The organism is Streptomyces sp. NBC_00878, from assembly GCF_026341515.1.
In the GTDB taxonomy this organism is placed as follows: domain Bacteria; phylum Actinomycetota; class Actinomycetes; order Streptomycetales; family Streptomycetaceae; genus Streptomyces.
On the sequence record NZ_JAPEOK010000002.1, the window covers coordinates 102,285 to 123,723 of the forward strand.

The window sequence follows — 21,439 nt, forward strand, 5'->3', positions numbered from 1 at the left end:
GCATGATGTGGGGAACACCGTGCCCGGTTCCAGGACCCGGGGACCGGCCCGGCCCCATGGGGGAGGATCCGTGGACAAGGCACAGACCACCGGCCACATACCCGAAGGCGACGCGCACGCGGGGGACTTGGCGGAGTTGCGGGACCAGGACTTCGACTACCTCGACGCCGGCGGGCACACCTACCTCGACCACACGGGAGCGGGCCTCCCGCCGACCTCGCTCGTCCGGGGGAGCGCCGCCCGCATCACCGGCGGCCTCTTCGGGAACCCGCACTCCGAGAGCCCGGCCTCCCGCGCCTCGGGGCTGCTGCTGTCCCAGGCCCGCCACGCGGTGCTCCGTCACTTCGCCGCGGATCCGGCCGAGTACGCCGTCATCTTCACCCCCAACGCGACCGGCGCGCTGCGCCTGATCGGCGAGGCGTACCCCTTCACCCGCCGCGGCAGACTGGTGATGTCGCTGGACAACCACAACTCGGTGAACGGCTTGCGCGAGTACGCGCGTTCGCGTGGCGCGACCACCGCGTACGTACCGGTGAGCGGCCCCGGGCTGAGGATGGACGAGCAGCGGCTGCGCGCGGCCCTGCCCGCCCGCGAACGCGGACCTGGACCCGGCTCCGGACGCGGACGCGGTTTAGGCCTGCGGAGAGGGCGCGGCGGTGAGCGCCGGCACGGACTGCTCGCCTACCCGGCGCAGAGCAACTTCACCGGCGTCCAGCACCCGCTCGACTGGATCGCGGCGGCCCAGGAGCGCGGCTACGACGTCCTGCTCGACGCGGCCGCCTACGTACCCGCCAACACCCTCGACCTGAGCCGCTATCACCCCGACTTCACGGTCGTCAGCTGGTACAAGGTCTTCGGCCACCCCACCGGCGTCGGCAGCCTGATCGCACGCCGGAACGCGCTCGCGAGGCTGCGCCGCCCCTGGTTCTCCGGCGGCACGATCTACGCGGCCAGCGCGCAGGCACAGTGGCATGTCCTCGCGGACGACGAGGCGGCGTTCGAGGACGGCACGGTCAACTTCCTGTCCGTCCCCGACGTGACGGCCGGGCTGGAGTGGATCGACGCCATCGGCCTGGACCGCGTACACGCCCACGTCACCGCGCTGACCGGGCAACTCCTCGCGGGCCTGCGGGCGTTGCGCCACAGCGACGGCTCACCGCTGGTGAGGGTGTACGGACCTGTCGGCCTCGTCGCCCGGGGCGGAACGGTCGCGCTGAACCTGCTGGGTGCCGACGGCCGGGTCATCGACGAACGGGTCGTCACCCGCGACAGCGCCCGGCGCGGGATCTCGCTGCGCACCGGCTGCTTCTGCAATCCCGGCGCGGGCGAGGCGGCGTTCGCACTGCCACCGAGCCGACTGCGCTCGGCCGCGGGCCGCCGACCTGCCTCCCTGGAGGCGTACATGGAGCTGCTGGGCATGCCGTCGGCGGGCGCGGTCCGGATCTCGCTCGGCCTGTCGTCACAGCCCAGGGACATCGAGACGTTCCTGACGTTCGTGCGGGAGACCTATCGGGACCGGGTGCCCGGGGTCGCCGGACTGGAGGCAAGGGCGGGCTGCTGAACCAGCCGCACCGGGCGAGTACCGGGCGAGTACCGGGCAAGTACCGGGCAAGTACCGGAACGCTGTCCGGTGATGGAGGGTATCCGCAGGGTGAAAGCGTCAAATCCCCCCTCTTCAAAGGAACCTTGCTTCTTTTATTGACGGCGGAAAAGAACGGCTCTAGGTTCCGGGCATGCGTTCGACTCCCCGCACGGAGGCGTTCCCGGCTCATACGCCTGCCGCTGCCCAGGTCTTCACCGCCGTGTTGTCCCACGGCCCGCTCACCCGGTCGGACATGGCCTGCCGGGCGGGGCTTTCGGCGGCCGCGGTCACCAAGGCGGTCCGGCCGCTCATCGCGGCCGGGTACCTGGTGGAGGACGCCGACGACGAGGCGCGCCCGTCACTGGGGCGGCCCGCCAACCCCGTACGGGTGGACGGCGGACGGGCCCTGTTCATCGGCGTCAAGATCACCGGCGACGAGATCATCGCCGTGCTGACGGACCTCCGCTGCCGGATCCGCGTCGCCCGGCACGTGCCCCTGGACGGCCGTGAACCGAAGACCGTACTCGCCGCGGTCGCCGCCCTCGCGCAGGAACTCCTCGCGGAGGCGGACGGATTCGGCGTTCAGGTCCAGGGGCTCGGCGTCGCCGTCTCCGGCGATGTGGACCGCACCGCCGGAGAGGTGCGCTTCTCGCCCTTCCTGGAGTGGCGCGACCTTCCGCTCGCCGAACTCGTGGAGACGACGACCGGACTGCCGGTCACCGTGGAGAACGACGTCCGGGCCCTGACCGTCGCCGAGCAGTGGTTCGGCGCGGGCGTCGGCCTCTCCGACTTCGCGGTGGTCACGGTCGGCGCGGGCATCGGCTGCGGCCTCGTCGTGCACGGGAAGGTCGTCTCGGGCGCGCACGGGGTGGCCGGCGAGATCGGGCACGTGGTCATCGACCCGACGGGACCGCCGTGCCACTGCGGAAACCGCGGTTGCGCCGAGGCCATCGCCGCGGACCCCGCGATCGTCGCCGCGGTGCGTGAGGCGACCCGCCTCCCGGTGGCCGACGCCGCCGAGGCCGTCGACCTGGCCCGCCGGGGCGACCCGGACGCCCGTGAGGCGTACGCGCGGGCGGGGGACGCGATCGGCCGGGCCATCGCGACCGTCGCCAACCTCCTGGGACCCGAGCGCGTGATCATCTCCGGCGAGGGCCTCGCCGCCTACGACCTGTTCGCCGAGCAGATCCGCGATGCCTTCACCGCGTCGGCCTTCGGCACGGCCGCCCAATGCGACCTGCTGACACGTCCGTTGCCCTTCGACGAGTGGGCCCGCGGCGCCGCGGCCACCGCCATCCAGTCCTTCATCAGAGGCTCGACCCGGGGCAAGGGCTGAGCCGCCGCCCTCCCTTCTGACGAACCGTCAATCTCCTTGGTCCCCAAGGAAGTTCCCGCACCACCGCACACCTCACCGCGCACTCCACCCCACCGCACACCGCGCACTCCACCGCACCCCACCCCACCCCACCGCACCCGCGCATCGCCGAACCCACCACTGGAGGTCCGACCCATGCGGTCATCCTCGTACGCTCCCGGAACCCCCGCCCGTCGCTCCACCAGAGCCGTGCTCGTCCTGGCCCTCACCGCGGCCATGGCGACGGCCCTCCCGGCGGCCCAGGCCGCCACCCCCACGTCGACGACCACGTCCACCGCCGGAACCGAGGCGCTCGCGGCGGCAGATGCGGTCGCGGCCAAGCCGTACATGGGCTGGTCGAGTTGGAGCATGCAGTCCTCGAAGTACCCCGGGCTCAACCCCGACGGCGACTACAGCTACCTCACCGAGAAGAACGTCCTCAAGCAGACGGACGCCCTGGCGGCCAAGCTCAAGCCGTACGGGTACGAGTACGTCAACCTCGACGCCGGATGGTGGCGCGCCAAGGACTGGAAGCCCGGATTCGACGAGTACGCCCGCCAGAAGGCGGACCCGGGGCGCTTCCCGCGCGGCATGAAGCCCGTCGCCGACGACATCCACGGCAAGGGCCTCAAGGCGGGCATCTACCTGCCCGTCGGCCTGGAGAAGGAGGCGTACGGGGAGGGCAAGACCCCCATCTGGAACGCCGAGGGCTGTACGACCGCTGACATCGTGTACGGCGACCTGCGCACCACCAACGGCTGGGACAGCGCCTACAAGCTCGACTTCTCCAACCCCTGCGCCCAGAAGTACGTCGACTCGCAGGCCCGGCTCTTCGCCGACTGGGGCTACGACTTCCTCAAGCTCGACGGGGTCGGACCGGGTTCCGGCAAGAACGGCGACCAGTACGACAACGTTGCCGACGTCGCCGCCTGGCAGAAGGCCATCGCCGCCACGGGCCGCCCGATCCACCTGGAGATCTCCTGGTCGCTCGACATCGGCCGGGTCGCCGACTGGAAGAAGTACTCCAACGGCTGGCGCATCGACACCGACGTCGAGTGCTACTGCAACACCCTTGTGAGCTGGGAGAACTCGGTCGACGACCGCTGGGACGACGCCGCCGGCTGGACCCGCCACGCAGGCCCCGGCGGCTGGAACGACCTGGACTCCCTGGACGTCGGCAACGGCCAGATGGACGGCCTCACCAAGGCGGAACGACAGAGCTACGCGACTCTGTGGGCCATCGCCAAGTCCCCGCTCTACACCGGTGACGACCTCACCAAGCTCGACTCCTACGGCGTGTCCCTGCTGACCAACCGCGAGGTCATCGCCCTCAACCAGGGCAGCACCCCGCCCGCCCGTCCGGTCACCCCCTCCGACCCGCAGCAGGTCTGGGCGGCCAAGAACGCCGACGGCAGCTACACCGTGGCCCTGTTCAACCTCGCCGACGCGCCCGCCGCCGTCACCGCCGACTGGGCGACCCTCGGCTTCACCGGCAACGCGGGCGTACGGGACCTGTGGAACCGCGAGAACCTCGGTACCCACAAGAACAAGGTGACGCAGGCCCTGCCCGCCCACGGCTCCCGACTGTTCACCGTCACCCCGCGCGGCGCCGCTCTCTCCTGGACCGCCTACGAGGCCGAGTCGTCCGCCAACACCCTCAGTGGCAACGCCGTCGTCGCCGACTGCTCCGCCTGCTCGGGCGGCAAGAAGATCGGCAACCTCTACGTCGGCGGCAAGCTCCGCTTCAACGACGTCGTCGTCGCCAAGGCCGGTACGTACATGGTCAAGGTCGCCTACGTCAGCGGTGACGCCCGCTCGATCGACGTCTCCGCGAACGGCAACGACGCGACCCGCCACAAGTTCCCCTCCACCGGGGACTGGGGGACCGCCGAGACCGTCAGCGTGCCCGTCTCCCTCAAGGCCGGCGCCAACACCATCACCTTCGACAGTGGCTCCGGCTATGCCCCGGACATCGACCGCGTCGACGTACCCAAGTCGTCCTGACCGCCGTTCTCTTCCCCTGGAGCCGCACCATGGACAGCAACCCGACCGAGCCCAGCAGACGAAGACTGCTCTCCCTCGCCGCCGCGACCGGCATCGCCACCGCCCTCGGCGGCCTGCCCGCCTTCACCGCGTCGGCCGCACCCCAGCGACCCGCCGACGCCCCGCTCCCGAAGGGGAGTTCGCGCGACCAGCTGTGGTGGCAGGCGCCCGCCGGCGAAAACTCGATGATCGAACAGGGCCTGCCCGTCGGCAACGGCCGCCTCGGCGCCCTCGCGAGCAACGACTCCGGCCGTGAGCTCCTCCTGATCACCGACGTCACGATGTGGACCGGCGGCCTCAACGACACCCTCGACTCCGACGGCCAATTCCCCTACGGCCGCGAGGACTTCGGATCCTTCACGCTTCTCGGCCGGCTCACCGTCGACATCCCCGACCACGACCTGGGGGCCGTCTCCGGCTACCGCCGCACCCTCGACCTCGCGCAGGGCCTGGTCACCACGTCGTACGTCCGCTCCGGAGTGACGTACGAGCGGCAGATCTTCGCCAGCCGCCCCGACGACGCGATCGTCCTGCACTTCACGCAGAGCGGCGGCGGCCGTTACACCGGCAGCATCGCCCTTGAGGGGACGCACGGAGAGAGCGTGAAGGGCACCTCATTCGGTGCCGCCTTCCCGAACGGTCTGCGCTACGGCGCGGCCGTGACGGCGAACAGCAGCGGCGGGACCGTCCGCGTGAACGGTCCGCGGATCGACTTCTCCGGCTGCAAGAGCCTCACCGTCGTGGTGAGCGGCGGCACCAACTACGCGCCCGACGCCTCCACCGACTACCGTGATCCGTCCCTCGACCCCGAACGGCTGGCCCGCTCGAAGGTCAGCGTCGCGGCGGACCACTCGGCGGACACCCTGCTGCGCACCCATGTCGCCGACCACCGCCCCCTGTTCGAGCAGTTGGACATCACCCTCGGCACGTCGTCGGCCGAGCAGCGCTCCCTGGACACCTGGGAGCGGATCAAGGCGCGAGCCCGCGACGGTGAGCCCGATCCCGAACTGGAGGCGGCCTACCTGCAGTTCGGCCGCTATCTGATGATCGCCGGGTCCCGTGACAGCCTTCCGCTCAACCTCCAGGGGCTGTGGCTGGACGGCAACGACCCGGACTGGATGAGCGACTACCACACGGACGTCAACATCCAGATGAACTACTGGATGGCCGACCGGGCCGGGCTGTCCCAGTGCTTCGACGCGCTCACCGACTACTGCGTCGCCCAGTTCCCGTCCTGGAAGAAGCTCACCCAGGACCTCTTCAACGACCCGCGCAACCGCTACCGCAACTCCACCGGGAAGGTCGCCGGCTGGACCGTCGCCTTCTCCACCAACATCCATGGCGGAAACGGCTGGTGGTGGCATCCGGCGGGCAACGCCTGGCTGTGCACGACCTTGTGGGAGCACTACGAGTTCACCCGGTCGCGCTCCCATCTGGAGAAGATCTACCCGCTTCTGAAGAGCGCCTGCGAGTTCTGGGAGGCGCGGCTGATCACCACGACACTCCCCGGCACCTCGCAGGAAGTGCTCATCGACGACAAGGACTGGTCGCCCGAGCACGGCCCGCAGGACGCCAAGGGCATCACGTACGCGCAGGAACTGGTGTGGGTGCTCTTCGACAACTACCGCACGGCGGCGCAGGAGTTGAAGAAGGACTCCGCCTACGCGAAGACGATCGGCGGCCTCCAGAAGCGGCTGTACCTGCCGAAGGTGAGCCCCACGTCGGGCTGGCTGGAGGAGTGGATGTCGCCCGACAACCTCGGCGAGACCACCCACCGGCACCTGTCCCCGCTGATGGGTCTCTTCCCCGGAGACCGCATCCGTCCCGACGACTCGACCCCGCCGGAGATCGTCAAGGGCGCCACGGCCCTGCTCACCGCGCGCGGCATGGAGAGCTTCGGCTGGGCGAACGCCTGGCGCAGCCTGTGCTGGGCCCGGCTCAAGAACGCGGACAACGCCTACCAACTCGTCATCAACAACCTCCGCCCGTCGATCGACGGCGACAACGGCAGCGCCCCCAACCTCTTCGACATCTACCAGGTCGAGCAGGGCCGCGGCATCTTCCAGATCGAGGCCAACTTCGGCACGGCCGCGGCGGTGATCGAGATGCTCCTGTACTCCCGCCCCGGCCACCTGGAACTGCTCCCGGCCCTCCCCGGCGCCTGGGCGAAGTCCGGCTCCGTCACGGGAGTCGGCGTCCGGGGCGGCTTCGTCGTCGACCTGCGCTGGCGCGACGGCAGGCCCACCGAGGCACGGATCCGCAGCGTCGGCGGCAGGACGACGACGGTGGCGTACGGCGACACGTCCCGGACGGTGACCCTGAAGCCCGGCTCGTCCGTCACGCTGCGGACCTTCGCATGACGGCCCGGTTCGCTCGGACGGGCAGTCTGGCGGCCCTGTTGCTGATCGCCGCGGCGATCCAGGCGACGCCCGCGGCGGCGGCGCGGACGGTGGGGGCGTACACCTCCACGGCCCGGGCCGCCGCCGCGGACCGGCACTCCGTCGTCACCTGGGGCGCGAGCGCGGACCGCATGGGCGACGCCGCCCCCGACCGCAGCTACCGCCTGATCGTGCGCACCAGCGTCGCCGGGGACGACCTGCGCATCCGGCTCTCCAACGCCTTCGGCGACCGGCCGCTGACCTTCGACAGCGTCTATGCAGGCATCAGGCAGCAGGGCGCGGCCGTGGTCCGAGGCACCAACCGGCGGCTGACCTTCGAGGGCGCCCGGTCCGTCACGGTCCCGGCGGGCGCCACCGTGTACAGCGACCCGCTGCCCGGCCGGCTGCCCGCCGCGACCGACCTGGCCGTCAGCCTCCACACCAGCGAGGCGGGCGGCCCGGCCACCGGCCACTCCATGGCCATGCAGACCTCGTACGCGGCAGCGGGCGACCACACGGGCGAGGAGGACGCGGCCGCATGGACCGACCCGATCGGCTCCTGGTTCTACCTCGACGCCATCTCCGTACGGACGAGCGCGGCCACCGGCGCCGTGGTCGCGCTCGGCGACTCCATCACGGACGGCTGGCAGTCCACGAGCGACCTGAACCGCCGCTGGCCCGACTACCTCGCCCGTCGCCTGCGGGCAACGACCGGGCCGGTCAAGGGAGTTGCCAACGAGGGCATCTCCGGAAACAAGGTTCTCGCGGACGGCGCCGGGCAGAGCGCCCTCAACCGGCTCGACCGTGACGTCCTCTCCCTGCCCGGCGTGCGCACGGTGTTCCTCTTCGAGGGCGTCAACGACATCAAGGCCCACAGCGGCGTCACCGCCCAGGGCATGATCACGGGCTATCGCGAGATCATCGCCCGCGCCCACGCGGCCGGGAAGTGTGTCGTCGGCGCCACCGTCGCGCCCTTCAAGGGCTGGTACGAGTGGGACACCGCCGCGGAGTCCGTACGCCAGGACATCAACCAATTCATCCGGGACAGCGGGGAGTTCGACGCCGTCACCGACTTCGACCGATTGCTCCGCAGCCCCTACGACCGCGAGCGCATCCTGCCCGTCTTCGACGGCGGCGACCATCTGCACCCCAACGACAAGGGGATGCAGGCGATGGCCGACGCCGTCGACCTCAAGAACCTCGACTGCTCATCGCGCGCAACGAACACCGAACCCGCCAGTCCGACCGGCTGACACCACCGCCGACACGACCGCTGATACCACCGCCAAGCGGGCCGACGTCATGGCTCTGTAGCGTGGGCACATCAACCAACGCGACGGAGGCCGTCACATGACCCGCCCGATCACCGTGGGAGCAGACGGTTCCGCCGAATCCCTGGCCGCCGTGCACTGGGCGGCCAGGGAGGCCGTACGCCGCTCACTGGCGCTGCGCGTGGTGCACGCCTGGGAGAAGTCCGACGCCGAGGACCGGACGGCGGACGTGCGGGAGGCGCTCTCCGAGACCGCCCGCGACGTCACCGGCCGGCACCCGGGCCTGCCGGTGACCACCGACCTCCTCGAAGGCGACCGGGTCGACGCGCTGGTCGCCGCGGCGGCGGACGCCGAGACACTGGTGCTCGGCACCCGGGGGCACGGCGCGATCGTCGGCTTCCTGCTCGGCTCCGTCGGCCAGCAGGTGATCGCCGAGTCCGCCCGGCCAGTCGTCCTCGTACGCGCCGGGGATCTCGCCGAGTCCGAGGCGGCCGGGCGCGAGATCGTCGTAGGGCAGCAGGGCGGCCCGGACGACAGCGCGGCGGCACTGGAATTCGCGTTCGAGACGGCCGCGGCACGCGGCGCCGGCGTACGCGTCGTACGGGCCTGGAGCCTGCCCACCGTCTTCACCTTCAGCCCCGCCTCGCTGAAGCTCGCCGACGAGGCCGGAGGACTGGAGCAGTACGAGAACAAGGCGCTCGCGGAGGCGCTGCGGCCCTGGGAGGAGCGGTTCCCGGAGGTGCGGGTGACACAGCAAGTCGAGATGGGCAGCGCGGGCGAGGTGCTGCTCACAGCGGCGGCGCCGGCCCAGCTGCTGGTGGTCGGCCGGCGCGCGCACCGCTCCGCCGTCGGCGCACGGGTGGGTTCGGTGGCCCATGCGGCCATGCACCACGCGCCCTGCCCGGTGGCGGTCGTCCCGCCGGCCTGACCGCCCGCCTCAGACCGAAGGCGCGGTGTCGTCCGTCGGCGGCGGCAGCGCGTCCCGCATCGGGGGCAGGATGTTCTTGACGTAGTCCTCGACCGCCGTGTCCAGACCGATGTCGTGCTGGGCCCGCTCGGACAGGTACCAGCGGTGTTCGAGGAGTCCGTGGTAGAGCTCGGCCGGATCCATCGAGCCCCGCAGCTCCTGGGGGATGGCGCGCACGGTGGGCCGGAAGACGTCCCGCACCCACCGGTGGGCCAGGACCTCCGGGCGGGCGGCGAGAGGGTCGCCGGGCGCGTAGTCCTCCTGGGTGGCCATCCAGGCCTCCAGGTCGTTGAGCAGCCGCCGGGCCTGGTTCTCCTCGGCGTCGAGCCCGGTCAGCCTCAGCAGCTGGCGCTGGTGGTGGCCGGCGTCGACGACCTTCGGCACGAACGTGACGGTGTCACCGTTCGAGGAGTGCGCGATCTGCATCTCGGCGACGTCGAAACCGAGGTCGTTGAGGCGGCGGATACGGCGGTCGATGTAGTGGTGCTTCCCCGCCGGGTACACCGACGTCCGGGTGAGTTCCTCCCACAGCCCGTTGTAGCGCGCGCAGATCTCCGTGCCGAACTCGATCGGGTCCACCGACGGGTGGAGGGCGCCGGACGCCTCCAGGTCGAGCAGCTCCCCGCTGATGTTCACGCGCGCGAGATCGAGGTCGTAGTCGCGCTGCCCGGGGCTCAGCTGCGGTTGCAGATCCCCGGTCTCGGCGTCGACGAGATACGCGGCGTACGCGCCCGCGTCGCGCCGGAACAGCGTGTTGGACAGCGAGCAGTCGCCCCAGGCGAACCCGGCGAGGTGGAGCCGGACGAGGAGTACTGCCAGCGCGTCCATGAGCCGGTGCATGGTGGCGGGCCGCATGGTCGTCTCGAACATCGACCGATAGGGCATCGAGCCGCCCAGATGGCGGGTGATCAGTACGGATTCCAGCGGATCGCCGTCCTCGTCGGTGCGGCCGGTGACCACGGCGAGGGGGTCCACGGACGGGATGTTCAGCCGGTCGAGACTGCGCAACAGCTCGTACTCCCGCAGGGCGGGACGCTCGGCGAGCTCCTTGACCGCCACGACCTCGGATCCGGCGCGGGCGTAGCGCACCACGTGCCGCGAGATGCCCCGCGGCAGCGGTACGAGGTAGTGCTCCGGCCATTCCTCCAGGGGCAGCTGCCACGGCAGGTCGAGCAGGAGCGCGGGATGCTCCGGGTTGGTGGCGCTGATCTGCAATGCCATCGCGTGCTCGCCCTGCCTCATGGTCGGCCGTCATGTCGCAGGAGCATCTCCGCACCTGGACGTCCCTTTCGTCAACATGGTGGCCCGTTTCGTCCCTTAGTGGGAGATGTGCCCGCCCTTCGGGTCAGTCCGGCTGATCGGCCTCCAGTGCCGCGCGGACCTCGAACTTCTCGTATGCCGCGTAGTCCTTGTACGCCTCCTCGGAAACGCCGCCGAAATCGTCATCCGGTCAACCCGGTTGGCCCGCTCGTGGGGTATTTCAGCGAGCGCTGAATGGATTCTGGCATTCAAGCGATTCGACGATTAACAGGGAGAATGCGAGGGAAATGCGAGCGGTCTGGTTCGGCCTGCCGAGCGTGCCGGGCTGGCTCAAATGCAGTGCACAGCGTCCGGCGCCCGAGCCGCCGGGGACCGCGTCGGCGGCCTGGGCTCGGGGACGTGGCCCGGGGACGTGATGTGCAGCACGCCGGGGTGACTTCCGTGGCGCCTGTGAGAGCGGTTCTGGCTGGGCACGGCTTGATCAGCGATCAAGCCGGGCAAAATCCCTGGCCAACGCCCATTCCGCTCATTTGACACCTCGTCGCGCGCACAGATAGACAGCAGCCCTCGGAGGTCGAAAGGTGAACTGTGTACGAGCCGAATGTGGTCGGGGACTGGCAGGAGTACGACGACGAGCATTCCGGCCTGCGCGTTCGCGTCCATGGCTTGGAGAAGGCGGAGCCGCCGCGCGGTCGTGACGACGCGGCCGAGGGCCTGGTCTACTTCCGGTTCCGGGTGACCGTCGAAAATCGCACGACCGAGCATTTCGGCATTCATCTCGAAGACGGTCAGCTCGACATCCGTATCGGAACCGACGGCGAGAGCGCGTTTCTGGACTGGCGCAACTCGCAGTTCATCGAGGGCTTCGACGTCTATCCGCTGCGCCGGGTCACCGCCGTCCTGTACGCCGCGGCCCCCGAAAGCTGCCTGTCCCACGTGGACATCCAGGTTCAGTTGAAGGTCGACGACGAGTGGACCGAACGCTACCTCTGGTCCGGCGGCATCGGGCTGCACGAGCCGGCCGTCGGCGTCGGCGCCCGCCCCGAATCCACCGCGGACGGGCTCGCCGCCCAGGTGATCAGCTTCCTGGAGAAGGAATCGGGTCAGGGCCCGGCGTCCTGAGGCGGGCTGGGCCTGGCGTTCTGAAGCGGGCTGGGCCTGGCGTTCTGAGGCGGGCAGGGTTCGGCCTCCTGGAACCGGCTGGGCCCGGCTCCTGAAGGCAGGAGAGGCGGAGCAGCTGCCCTGCCGAGGCTCAGCGGCCTCGTCCCGCGTCGTCGTCCAGTGCCTCGGCGGCTGCCGCCGCGACGGCCTCGTACACGGCGGCGAGCGCGGGGAAGTCGAGCTTCCACTGCTGCCAGTACAGAGGAACGTAGATCTTCGAGTCCGGCGCGAGATTGACGAGCCGACCCGTGCTGAGCAGCGGCGCCGCCTGCACCTCGGGCGCCATGCCCCACCCCATGCCCGCCGCGACGGCGTCGACGAACCCTTCAGAGGTCGGCACGAGATGCCGCAGCGAACTCGCCCCGCCACGACCGCGCTTGAGCCCACGGACGAACGCGTCCTGGAGATCGTCCCGTCGGTCGAAGGCCACCACGGGCGCTCCGCCGATCACGTCCCGCAATGGAGTGTCCGGCCACCCGCCGAGCCGTCGCGCGGCGAAATCGGGGCCGGCCACCGGGACGTACCGCATACGCCCCAGGCTCCGGACGGAACAACCCGTCACCGCGTCAGGCGACGAGGTCACCGCCGCCATCACCAGCCCCTCTCGCAGCAGTGCCGCCGTGTGGTCCTGGTCCTCGCGGCGCAACTCGTAGCAGAGCCGCAGCTCCTCCGGCACCCGGGCGAGCGCGGGCAGGAACCAGGTGGCCAGCGAGTCGGAGTTCACCGCGATCGACAGCCGCGTCGGCTCGTCGGAGCCCGACATGCCGAGTTCGGTCCTGGCCTCGTCCTCCAGCCGGGCCAGTTGGCGCGCGAACCGCACGACGACCTCGCCGGACTCGGTCGGCCGGACCGGCTTCGTACGCATCAACAGGACGCGCCCCGTGCGCTGTTCGAGCGCCTTGACCCGCTGGCTCACCGCCGACGGCGTCACATGCAGCACCGCGGCCGCCGCGTCGAACGTGCCCTCGTCCACGACGGCCAGCAGGGTACGCACCTGGTCGAGGGGAAGCTCTGTCATCACGAGTGCTAATGATACGTAAGAATCTTTAGCTGTACTCTTGACGGCGGCCTTCCTAGCGTGGATGCCGTGACCAGCGCTCTGACCGCCGCGGCCGCCGGGTTCGGCACCGGCCTCTCCCTCATCGTCGCCATCGGCGCACAGAACGCCTTCGTCCTGCGGCAGGGCATCCGCCGGGACGCCGTGCTCGCGGTGGTGGGCATCTGCGCCCTGTCCGACGCGGCACTCATCGCGCTCGGTGTCGGCGGTGTCGGCGCGGTGGTGGTGGCCTGGCCGGGGGCGCTGACCGCGGTCGGGCTGATCGGCGGAGCCTTCCTCATCGGCTACGGCTGCCTCGCCGTGCGCCGGGTGTTCCGCCCGTCGGCGCTGCTCGTGGAAGCGGGGACGGCGGGCTCGCGACGGCGGGCCGTGCTCACCTGCCTGGCGATGACATGGCTCAACCCGCACGTCTACCTGGACACCGTGTTCCTGCTCGGCTCCATCGCGGCCGACCGCGGCCCACTGCGCTGGACCTTCGGCCTCGGCGCAGTCCTCGCCAGCCTGGTCTGGTTCGCCGTGCTGGGCTTCGGCGCCCGGCTGCTCAGTGGCTTCCTGGCCCGGCCGGCCGCGTGGCGCGGCCTGGACGCGCTGGTCGCCGCGATGATGATCGGGCTCGGGGCCACGCTGCTCGCCGGGATGTGAAAGATCCAGCGTCCGGAGGCTGTTGGACGTTGTGGCTGTTCTGGTCGCATTGGCCGCTCTGGCCGCTGTCACGGCGGCCTCCACGGCGGCTTTCTCCGCGGCCTTCTCCGCGGCCTTCTCCGCGGTCTCCTCGGTGGACGACGGCGACGGCCAGGAGGCCGAGGCCCAGCCCCACCACCGTCTGCGCCCCGAAGGGTTCGCCGAACATCAGCGCGCCCCACACCGCCGTGACGGGGGCCATCAGGAACATGAGGGTATTGACCTTGGTCATCCCCGACCGCCTCAGGATCAGCCAGTACAGCCCGTACCCGCCGAAGGTGGAGAGCGCCACGAGCCACACCACGGCCGTCCAGAAGGAGCCGCTCGGGGGCGGTGCCATCCCTCCGGTGGCCGCGGCAAGTGCCGTGAAAACGACGGCACTTGTGACGGCATGGACCGTCATCGACACCATCGGCCGGACGTCCGTACGGGACCGGCGGTCCAGGAAGGTCGCCGCCACCAGGGACAGCATGCCGACGAACGGTACGAGATACGCCCACCATGCGACGCCCGTCCCGGCCCCGGACCCGGCGTCGGCCGCGGTGACGACGGCGACACCGGTCACGCCCAGCCCCAGCCCGAGCCACTGCGTGCGCGACACGGGTAGGCCCAGCAGCGGCCCGGCCAGCGCTCCGGCCACCAGGGGCTGAGTGCCGTCGATCAGGGCCGTCGTGCCGCTGGAGACACCCAGCTCGATCGCGTAGTAGACCGTGAGGAGATAGCCGCTCTGTGACAGCGCCCCCACGGCGGTCTGCCGAACCAGGTCGCGGGGCGTCAGCCCACGCCACGACGCCCGCGTCACGCTGAGGGCGACGATGCCCAGAACGAGGGCCAGCGGCAGGAAGCGCCACATGAGAAGCGTGACCGCGGGAGCGCTGCCCGCTCCGAGCTTGGCCCCGATGAAACCGGAGCTCCAGGCCCCGACGAACGCGATCGACAGCAGGATGTTCACGACACCGCACACCTCCAGGTCGGTCGGCCAGCCGTCCGACGACCTACCGACGAGAGTAGACCGATCTGTATACTTGGCATCGAGTATACAGATCGGTCTACTCTGGAGGGGTGAGCACTTCGAACACCTCGAATCCGTCGAAGACCAGCAATGCGTCGCACGCGGTGAACGCCGCGCAGCCGCCTCGCCGAGTGCCGCTGACCCCCGGCGCCCGTCGCGCGCTGGAGGCGGCCGGGCGGCTGTTCTACGACCGCGGTATCCACGCTGTCGGCGTCGACCTCATCGCGGCCGAGGCCGGTGTCACGAAGAAGACGCTCTACGACCGGTTCGGCTCCAAGGACCAGATCGTCGTCGAGTACCTCGCCGACCGCGACGAGCGTTGGCGGGCCTTCCTCGCCCCCCGCCTCGACGCGGCCCGCACGCCGCGCGACAGCGTTCTCGCCGTCTTCGACGCCTCACGGGACTGGATGGACACGGCGGGCCCCAGGGGCTGCAGCATGGTCAACGCCCATGCGGAGATCGACGATACGTCCCACCCGGCGTACGCGATCATCACCGGCCAGAAGCAGTGGATGCTGACCCTGTTCACCGACCTCGTACGCCCCCTCGCGCCCGCCTCGGCCGACTCCCTGGGCCGCACCCTGATGCTGCTGCACGAGGGCGCCCTCGTCGCCCATGGTCTGCGCATCTTTCCTGGCGCGCTCGACCACGCCCGCGAGGAGGCCCGGTCCCTCCTGGCGACGGCTTAGTGGTCGGCTCCGGAAGTCTTTGAGGGTTGATCAGGCGGTCTGGGCGGCTGAGGGCTTGCGGACCGGAAGCGGTCCGGTCCGGACCGCGGCTTTGCTATGGCCGGGGCAGGACGGCCAGGGCCGTTTCGGCGATCGCGCGCAGCGAGTCGGGGCTGCTTCCGCCCTTGCCGAGCGCTTCGATTCCGCGCAGCACGGCCAGGAGAAGTCCGGCAAGCCGAGCGGGGTTCTCGTCGCGTCTGATGTCGCCCGCCCGCTGTGCTCCGGCGATGCAGGAAGTGAGCAGCTCCTCGATGGCCGCGAACGTCCGGCGGGCGGTTGCCGCGACGGCTGGATCCTGCTCCGAAAGCTCGGCGGTGCCCTTGGCGAGCAGGCAGCCGCGCCGACAGAGGTCCGAGGCGGTGGCATCTGCCACCGCCTCTACGTGCGCGCACACGGAGGTGCTGCCCGCCGTCCCCGCCGGTGAACTTGACGGCACCGCGAAACCGGATGTGCGTGCAGGTCCTGCCGTACGCGGCCCCGGGGTGCTCCGAGGCGCGCATCGCCCGCGACAGCGGCCTGCATCTGGACACCGTGCCGACCTGGCGGGGCAGGTTCGCCGGCGGCGGGCCCGTCCGCCCGTCCACGGATCGGTCCGCCCGGCGAAGGCCGCCCCGTATCGGCGATAGTGATCCCGAATCGAAAGATGTATCGAGCAATCAGGACGGGTGTGGACACGAGCAAGAACGGTGCGGACAACAGCGCCGAGTCGCAGACCGGATCACCGGGACCGGTCGAGCCAGTGGAATCGGCGGGACCGGCCGAACCGGCGCAACCGAAGAGAAGCCGCGGCTGGCGCCGTTGGGCCATGGACACCCGGCCGCTGCGCCGCCCCGCCTATCGCCGACTCTGGTCCTCGACCATCGTCACGGCCGTGGGCAGCCAGCTCACCGCCGTCGCCGTACCCAAGCAGATCTACGACATCACCGGATCCTCGGCCTGGGTCGGCTACGCGAGCTTCGCGGGACTCCTGCCGCTCGTCGTCTTCGCGCTGTGGGGTGGTGCGATCGCCGACAGCGTGGACCGGCGCAAGCTCCTCCTCGTCACGAACATCGGGATAGCCGTCACGTCCCTGCTCTTCTGGATACAGGCCGTCACCGGACTCGAATCGGTCGGGGTCCTGATGGTGCTGCTCGCCGTCCAGCAGGCGTTCTTCGGCCTCAACTCCCCGGCCCGCCAGGCCTCCATTGCCCGGCTGGTCCCCGAGGACGAACTGGCCGCCGCGAACGCGCTCGGCTCGACCGTCATGCAGACCGGCCTCGTCGCCGGTCCATTGCTGGCCGGAGCCCTCATCCCGGTCGCGGGCCTCGCCGAGCTGTACCTGATCGATGCCCTGGCCCTGTGCGCCACGGTGTGGGCGGTCTACCGGCTCCCCGCGCTGCCGCCCCTCGTCACCACCACGGCGGCAGCCGGCCGGGCAGGCCTGCGGGGGATCGCGGAGGGCTTCCGCTACATCTCCCTCAACCAGGTGCTCCTGCTGTCGTTCCTCGCCGACATCATCGCCATGGTCTTCGGCATGCCGCGGGCGTTGTTTCCGCAACTCGCCGCCCAGACGTATGCGCCGTACGGCGAGGGCCTCGCGCTCGGGCTTCTCTTCGCGGCGATTCCCATCGGTGCGGTGCTTGGCGGACTCATGTCCGGCACGTTCTCGCGGGCCCGTAGGCACGGGCTCATGGTCATCGCCGCGGTGGTTGCCTGGGGAGTGGCCATCACCGGCTTCGGTCTGAGCGCCAACCTGTGGGTGGGCGTGGTGTTCCTCGCCGCCGCGGGGGTTGCCGACATGGTCTCCATGGTTTTCCGCGGGGCCATTCTTCTGTCGGCCGTCACCGACGAGTTGCGTGGCCGGATGCAGGGTGTGTTCACGGTCGTCGTCGCCGGGGGGCCGCGGCTGGCCGACGTGCTCCATGGCACGGCCGGCTCCGCGCTGGGTGCGCGTGCGGCCGTCGCCGGGGGTGGCCTGCTCGTCGTCGTCACCATGTTGACACTGGCGGCGACGATGCCGGCGTTGCGCCGGTACAGGGGGAGCACGTAGACCTTTTTCGCCCCCGCCGCCCCTACCCTTGCCGTCCGTTTCTGGGGGCTCCGCCCCCAGACCCCCGTATCGCGCTGAACGTGCTCGTCCTCAAACGCCGGACGGGCTGGTAACCAGCCCCTCCGGCGTTTGAGGAGCGGGGGGTTCGGGGGGCTGGCCCCCCGAGTAGTGACGATGGGGGTCCCCCCGCTCGAGCGAAGCCGAGAGTGGGGGAGGGTAGGGGCGGCGGGGGCGAAAAACGCTACGCCGGCCGCAGCCACACCGTAGCCAGCGGCGGCAACGTCACCCCTACACTCGCCGCCCACCCCTGCTCTCCCCGAGCGTCAGCCTTGACGGCGCCGGGATTGCCAACGCCGCTCCCCCCGAAGCACACGGCGTCCGTGTTCAGCACCTCGCACCAGCCGGCCACGCCCTCCGGAACACCCAACCGGTACTCGTGCCGCACCACCGGCGAGAAGTTGGACACGGCCAGCAGCGGCGAGCCATCCGCGCCGAACCGCAGGAACGCGAAGACATTGTCGTCCGCCGCACCCCCCGCGACCCACGCGAACCCGGCGGGATCGCAGTCCCGCTCCCAGAGCGCACCAGTCACCACGTACTGCCGATTGAGCTCCCGGACGAGGTCCCGCACACCCCGGTGGTCGGCCTCGGCCCCGTACGACGGGTCGAGCAGCCACCAGTCGGGCCCGTGCTGCTCGGACCACTCCGCGCCCTGGGCGAACTCCTGACCCATGAAGAGGAGTTGCTTGCCGGGGTGCGCCCACATGAAGCCCAGGTAGGCCCGCTGGGTGGCCCGCTGCTGCCACCAGTCGCCCGGCATCTTGGACACCAACGACCGCTTCCCGTGGACGACTTCGTCGTGGGAGATCGGCAGGACGTAGTTCTCGCTGTACGCGTACACCATCGAGAACGTCATCTCGTGGTGGTGGTACCTGCGATGGACCGGCTCGTGCGCGACATAGCCGAGCGAGTCGTGCATCCAGCCCATGTTCCACTTCAGGCCGAAGCCGAGACCACCGCTGTCGGTGGGGCGGGTCACCCCGTCCCAGGCGGTCGACTCCTCGGCGATGGTCATCACGCCCGGCACCCGCCGGTACACCGTCGCGTTCATCTCCTGGAGGAAGGCGACCGAGTCGAGGTTCTCCCGGCCGCCGTGGACGTTCGGCGTCCACTGGCCCGGCTCGCGTGAGTAGTCGAGGTACAGCATGGATGCCACCGCGTCGACCCGCAGGCCGTCGATGTGGAACTCCTCGCACCAGTACACCGCGTTGGCGACCAGGAAGTTGCGCACCTCGATGCGACCGTAGTCGAACTCGTAGGTTCCCCAGTCGGGATGCTCGGCGAGGCGCGAGTCGCCCGGCTCGTACAGCGGTTCCCCGTCGAAGCGGGCCAACGCCCAGTCGTCCTTCGGGAAGTGAGCCGGTACCCAGTCCATGATCACGCCGATTCCGGCCCGGTGCAGGGCGTCGACGAGGTACTTGAAGTCGTCCGGCGTGCCGAGCCTGGCGGTCGGCGCGTAGAAGCCGGTGACCTGGTAGCCCCACGAGCCGCCGAAGGGGTGCTCCGCCACCGGCATCAGCTCCACATGCGTGAAGCCCAGGTCCTTGACGTACGCCGGTAGCTCCTCCGCCAGTTGACGGTACGTCAATCCTGGGCGCCAGGACGGCAGATGGATCTCATAGACGGAGAAGGGTGCCTCGTGCACTGCGATGTCCGCGCGGTGCGCCAGCCACTCCTGGTCGCCCCATTCGTGGTGGGACGCTGTCACGATCGACGCCGTCGCGGGCGGTACCTCGGTCCGGCGTGCCATCGGGTCGGCCTTGAGGAACCGGTGGCCGTGCCGGGACGTGATCTCGAACTTGTACCGCGCGCCCTCGCCGATACCGGGCAGGAACAGTTCCCACACCCCGGACGAGCCCAGGGACCGCATCGGGAACGCGGTCCCGTCCCAGTGGCCGAAGTCCCCGGCCACCCGGACGCCCCGCGCGTTGGGCGCCCATACGGTGAAGCGCGTGCCGGCCACCCCTTGGTGGACCATCGGTTCGGCACCGAGCGCCTTCCACAGCTGCTCGTGCCGCCCCTCGCCGAACAGATGCAGATCGAACTCACCGAGAGCGGGCAGGAACCGGTAGGGATCCTGCACCTCCAGTTCACCGCAGCCGTCGTACCTCACCAGCAAGGTGTACTCGGGAACCGAATCAAGCGGCAGCACACCCGAGAAGAGGCCGTCACCCTCGCTGTCCAGCTCCATGCGCAGCCCGTTCGCCAACGACACGACCACGGACACGGCGAACGGCCGCAACGCGCGGAAGACGATTCCCTCCGGCACCGGACGGGCCCCCAACAGCGCATGCGGATCATGGTGGGCGCCCGACAGCAGACGCTCCCGATCCGTCGCGTCCATGGGAACCGCACATGGCCGGGTGGCCGGGCGGACGTCCTCGGTCACCGGAAGAGTCACGGCTGCGGTGATGTTGCGGGCCACGGGTTCAGCCTCCTTGAGCGCTGTGGAAAGAGTGGAAGGACGGGACCGGCTTCTGTGGACCGGTGCCGGAGGGAGCGGGGGCGGCGCGCTCGGCGAGACGGGCGATCGCCGCCATCGGCACGGGCAGCCAGTCGGGCCGGTGCCGAGCCTCGTACAGCACCTCGTACACGGCCCGGTCCGTCTCGTACGCGCGCAGCAGCTCGGGCTCGGCGCGCGGGTCCCAGCGTGCCTGGGCGGTGTACCCGGCGCAGTACGCGTCCCGGCAGCGCCGTGCCCACTCCGGACGCCACGGGCGACGGCTGCGGGCGGCGTAGTCGAAGGAACGGAGCATGCCCGCGACATCGCGTACGGGGGGCTGGGGATGCCGACGTTCGTCGATCGGGCGGGCCGGTTCGCCCTCGAAGTCGATGACGAACCACCGTTCCCCGGCCCTCAGTATCTGACCGAGGTGGAGATCGCCGTGGATCCGCTGCGCCGGACGGCCCGAGTCGAGGACGGCGAGCGCGTCGAAGGCGCCCCGCAGCCCGGCCACGTACGGCAGGAGATCCGGTACCGACCGGCTCGTGGCGTCCAGCCGCTCGTTCATCGAAGCGGCGAGCCGTCTGCTCCGGCGTCCGATCGGGGCCCCGAGGGCGAACGCGTCGGCCAGCGCCAGGTGCACCTCGGCCGTCGCCCGCCCCAGTTCGTACGCCTCGCCGGTGAAGTCCCTTCCCGCGGCCAGTGATTCAAGTGCCAGGGTCCATCCGTCGGCGGCATCGGGCAGGAAGGGCTGCAGCACGCCCAGCGTCGCCACCTGCGGCTGCGAGGTCCTGAACCACGCCACCGGGGTCGGCACACGCGTGCAGCCCCGCCGGGCCAGCGCCCAGGGCACTTCGAGATCCGGGTTGATGCCGGGCTGGACACGCCGGAAGATCTTCAGGATGTACGAATCCCCGTACACCAGTGAGGAGTTGGACTGCTCCGCGTCGAGGAGGCGCGGGGTGAGACCGGCGGGAATCGTCACCTGCGCCTCGCGCTCGAACCGCAGTGGGCCCACCGTGCCCGAAGTGCGCAGCCGCTCCAGGAGCAGATCCGCCGACCGGGGTTCCTGAAGGGCGTCGTACACCATCATTCCCGCCAGCGGTCCCTCGCTCGCCCGGCCGATACGGGCGTGGGCCAGCCGGGGCGGCAGGACCTCCCGGACGCCAAGAAGCAACTGGTAGCAGTCCCCGGGCAGTTGAGCGGCGGTGTCGTGCCGCGTACTGACGAGAAGATGCAGGCATCCCGGATGCAGCTCGGTCACCGACAGCAGAGCCAGGTCCGTGACCCGCCGGCCCTTGCCCGCGAACCAGCGCTGCTCCGGCAACCACGTCCGCAGCAGGCCCGCGAGCGACGTCAGCAGAAGAGCTGGACTGTGGCTGCTGGGGCGGGGTGATACGACCTTGCGCATGG

At 70.5% G+C, this 21,439-nt stretch carries 16 protein-coding genes; 10 read left to right on the forward strand and 6 right to left on the reverse strand.

What is annotated here, in order from left to right; all coding sequences use genetic code 11:
- The first annotated feature begins 70 nt into the window (after positions 1–70).
- The 6 genes from OHA11_RS45025 (at position 71) to OHA11_RS45050 (ending at position 9,556) form a co-directional block, all read left to right on the forward strand.
- Positions 71–1,561, forward strand: a complete 1,491-nt coding sequence (locus OHA11_RS45025) for an aminotransferase class V-fold PLP-dependent enzyme (RefSeq protein WP_266508115.1) — start codon at positions 71–73, stop codon at positions 1,559–1,561.
- A 172-nt stretch (positions 1,562–1,733) separates the two neighbouring features.
- Positions 1,734–2,918, forward strand: coding sequence for an ROK family transcriptional regulator (locus OHA11_RS45030; protein ID WP_266508116.1), 1,185 nt, complete (start codon positions 1,734–1,736; stop codon positions 2,916–2,918).
- Positions 2,919–3,092: 174 nt separating this feature from the next.
- Positions 3,093–4,940 carry a carbohydrate-binding protein gene (locus OHA11_RS45035; protein ID WP_266508117.1) on the forward strand — a complete coding sequence of 616 codons (1,848 nt, stop codon included), beginning with the start codon at positions 3,093–3,095 and terminating at the stop codon, positions 4,938–4,940.
- A 29-nt stretch (positions 4,941–4,969) separates the two neighbouring features.
- A complete protein-coding gene (locus tag OHA11_RS45040; protein WP_266508119.1) occupies positions 4,970–7,339 on the forward strand; it encodes a glycoside hydrolase N-terminal domain-containing protein in 2,370 nt (789 codons plus the stop codon).
- Positions 7,336–8,610 carry an SGNH/GDSL hydrolase family protein gene (locus OHA11_RS45045; protein WP_266508121.1) on the forward strand — a complete coding sequence of 425 codons (1,275 nt, stop codon included), beginning with the start codon at positions 7,336–7,338 and terminating at the stop codon, positions 8,608–8,610. The genes OHA11_RS45040 and OHA11_RS45045 overlap by 4 nt, the downstream gene beginning before the upstream one ends.
- A 97-nt stretch (positions 8,611–8,707) precedes the next feature.
- A complete protein-coding gene (locus OHA11_RS45050) occupies positions 8,708–9,556 on the forward strand; it encodes a universal stress protein (protein ID WP_266508122.1) in 849 nt (282 codons plus the stop codon).
- Positions 9,557–9,565: 9 nt separating this feature from the next.
- Here the strand turns inward: OHA11_RS45050 and OHA11_RS45055 are convergent, their stop codons facing one another.
- The gene (locus tag OHA11_RS45055; RefSeq protein WP_266508123.1) at positions 9,566–10,816 is read right to left on the reverse strand and encodes a DUF4032 domain-containing protein; all 1,251 of its coding nucleotides are present in this window, start codon (positions 10,814–10,816) and stop codon (positions 9,566–9,568) included.
- A gap of 627 nt (positions 10,817–11,443) precedes the next feature.
- Between OHA11_RS45055 and OHA11_RS45060 the strand changes: the two genes are divergently transcribed.
- Positions 11,444–11,977, forward strand: a complete 534-nt coding sequence (locus OHA11_RS45060; RefSeq protein WP_266508124.1) for a hypothetical protein — start codon at positions 11,444–11,446, stop codon at positions 11,975–11,977.
- A gap of 130 nt (positions 11,978–12,107) precedes the next feature.
- On the opposite strand, the gene OHA11_RS45065 is transcribed toward OHA11_RS45060, so the two are convergent.
- Positions 12,108–13,037, reverse strand: coding sequence for a LysR family transcriptional regulator ArgP (locus OHA11_RS45065; RefSeq protein WP_266508126.1), 930 nt, complete (start codon positions 13,035–13,037; stop codon positions 12,108–12,110).
- Positions 13,038–13,103: 66 nt separating this feature from the next.
- On the opposite strand from OHA11_RS45065, the gene OHA11_RS45070 reads away from it, so the two are divergent.
- Positions 13,104–13,715, forward strand: coding sequence for a LysE/ArgO family amino acid transporter (locus OHA11_RS45070; protein WP_266508128.1), 612 nt, complete (start codon positions 13,104–13,106; stop codon positions 13,713–13,715).
- On the opposite strand, the gene OHA11_RS45075 is transcribed toward OHA11_RS45070, so the two are convergent.
- Positions 13,615–14,706 (reverse strand): DMT family transporter, encoded by a 1,092-nt coding sequence (locus OHA11_RS45075; RefSeq protein ID WP_266508130.1) that lies wholly within the window; start codon positions 14,704–14,706, stop codon positions 13,615–13,617. The genes OHA11_RS45070 and OHA11_RS45075 overlap by 101 nt on opposite strands.
- A 164-nt stretch (positions 14,707–14,870) precedes the next feature.
- Between OHA11_RS45075 and OHA11_RS45080 the strand changes: the two genes are divergently transcribed.
- Positions 14,871–15,455, forward strand: coding sequence for a TetR/AcrR family transcriptional regulator (locus OHA11_RS45080; RefSeq protein ID WP_266508633.1), 585 nt, complete (start codon positions 14,871–14,873; stop codon positions 15,453–15,455).
- Positions 15,456–15,549: 94 nt separating this feature from the next.
- On the opposite strand, the gene OHA11_RS45085 is transcribed toward OHA11_RS45080, so the two are convergent.
- Complete coding sequence (locus tag OHA11_RS45085; protein ID WP_266508131.1) at positions 15,550–15,867, reverse strand: TetR family transcriptional regulator C-terminal domain-containing protein; 318 nt, start codon at positions 15,865–15,867, stop codon at positions 15,550–15,552.
- Positions 15,868–16,137: 270 nt separating this feature from the next.
- On the opposite strand from OHA11_RS45085, the gene OHA11_RS45090 reads away from it, so the two are divergent.
- Positions 16,138–17,523 carry an MFS transporter gene (locus tag OHA11_RS45090; RefSeq protein ID WP_266508133.1) on the forward strand — a complete coding sequence of 462 codons (1,386 nt, stop codon included), beginning with the start codon at positions 16,138–16,140 and terminating at the stop codon, positions 17,521–17,523.
- 241 nt (positions 17,524–17,764) lie between these two features.
- On the opposite strand, the gene glgB is transcribed toward OHA11_RS45090, so the two are convergent.
- Positions 17,765–19,927: a 1,4-alpha-glucan branching enzyme gene (gene glgB / locus OHA11_RS45095; protein ID WP_266508635.1), complete on the reverse strand. Its 2,163-nt coding sequence runs from the start codon at positions 19,925–19,927 to the stop codon at positions 17,765–17,767.
- An 85-nt stretch (positions 19,928–20,012) separates the two neighbouring features.
- The gene (locus tag OHA11_RS45100) at positions 20,013–21,437 is read right to left on the reverse strand and encodes a maltokinase (protein WP_266508135.1); all 1,425 of its coding nucleotides are present in this window, start codon (positions 21,435–21,437) and stop codon (positions 20,013–20,015) included.
- Between the last annotated feature and the right edge of the window lie 2 nt (positions 21,438–21,439).

Coding starts and splice junctions, on each gene's coding strand:
- OHA11_RS45030 (WP_266508116.1), top strand. CDS start 1,734: ATGCGTTCGACTCCCCGCACGGAGGCGTTCCCGGCTCATACGCCTGCC.
- OHA11_RS45035 (WP_266508117.1), top strand. CDS start 3,093: ATGCGGTCATCCTCGTACGCTCCCGGAACCCCCGCCCGTCGCTCCACC.
- OHA11_RS45040 (WP_266508119.1), top strand. CDS start 4,970: ATGGACAGCAACCCGACCGAGCCCAGCAGACGAAGACTGCTCTCCCTC.
- OHA11_RS45045 (WP_266508121.1), top strand. CDS start 7,336: ATGACGGCCCGGTTCGCTCGGACGGGCAGTCTGGCGGCCCTGTTGCTG.
- OHA11_RS45050 (WP_266508122.1), top strand. CDS start 8,708: ATGACCCGCCCGATCACCGTGGGAGCAGACGGTTCCGCCGAATCCCTG.
- OHA11_RS45055 (WP_266508123.1), bottom strand. CDS start 10,816: ATGGCATTGCAGATCAGCGCCACCAACCCGGAGCATCCCGCGCTCCTG.
- OHA11_RS45090 (WP_266508133.1), top strand. CDS start 16,138: ATGTATCGAGCAATCAGGACGGGTGTGGACACGAGCAAGAACGGTGCG.
- glgB (WP_266508635.1), bottom strand. CDS start 19,927: ATGGACGCGACGGATCGGGAGCGTCTGCTGTCGGGCGCCCACCATGAT.
- OHA11_RS45100 (WP_266508135.1), bottom strand. CDS start 21,437: ATGCGCAAGGTCGTATCACCCCGCCCCAGCAGCCACAGTCCAGCTCTT.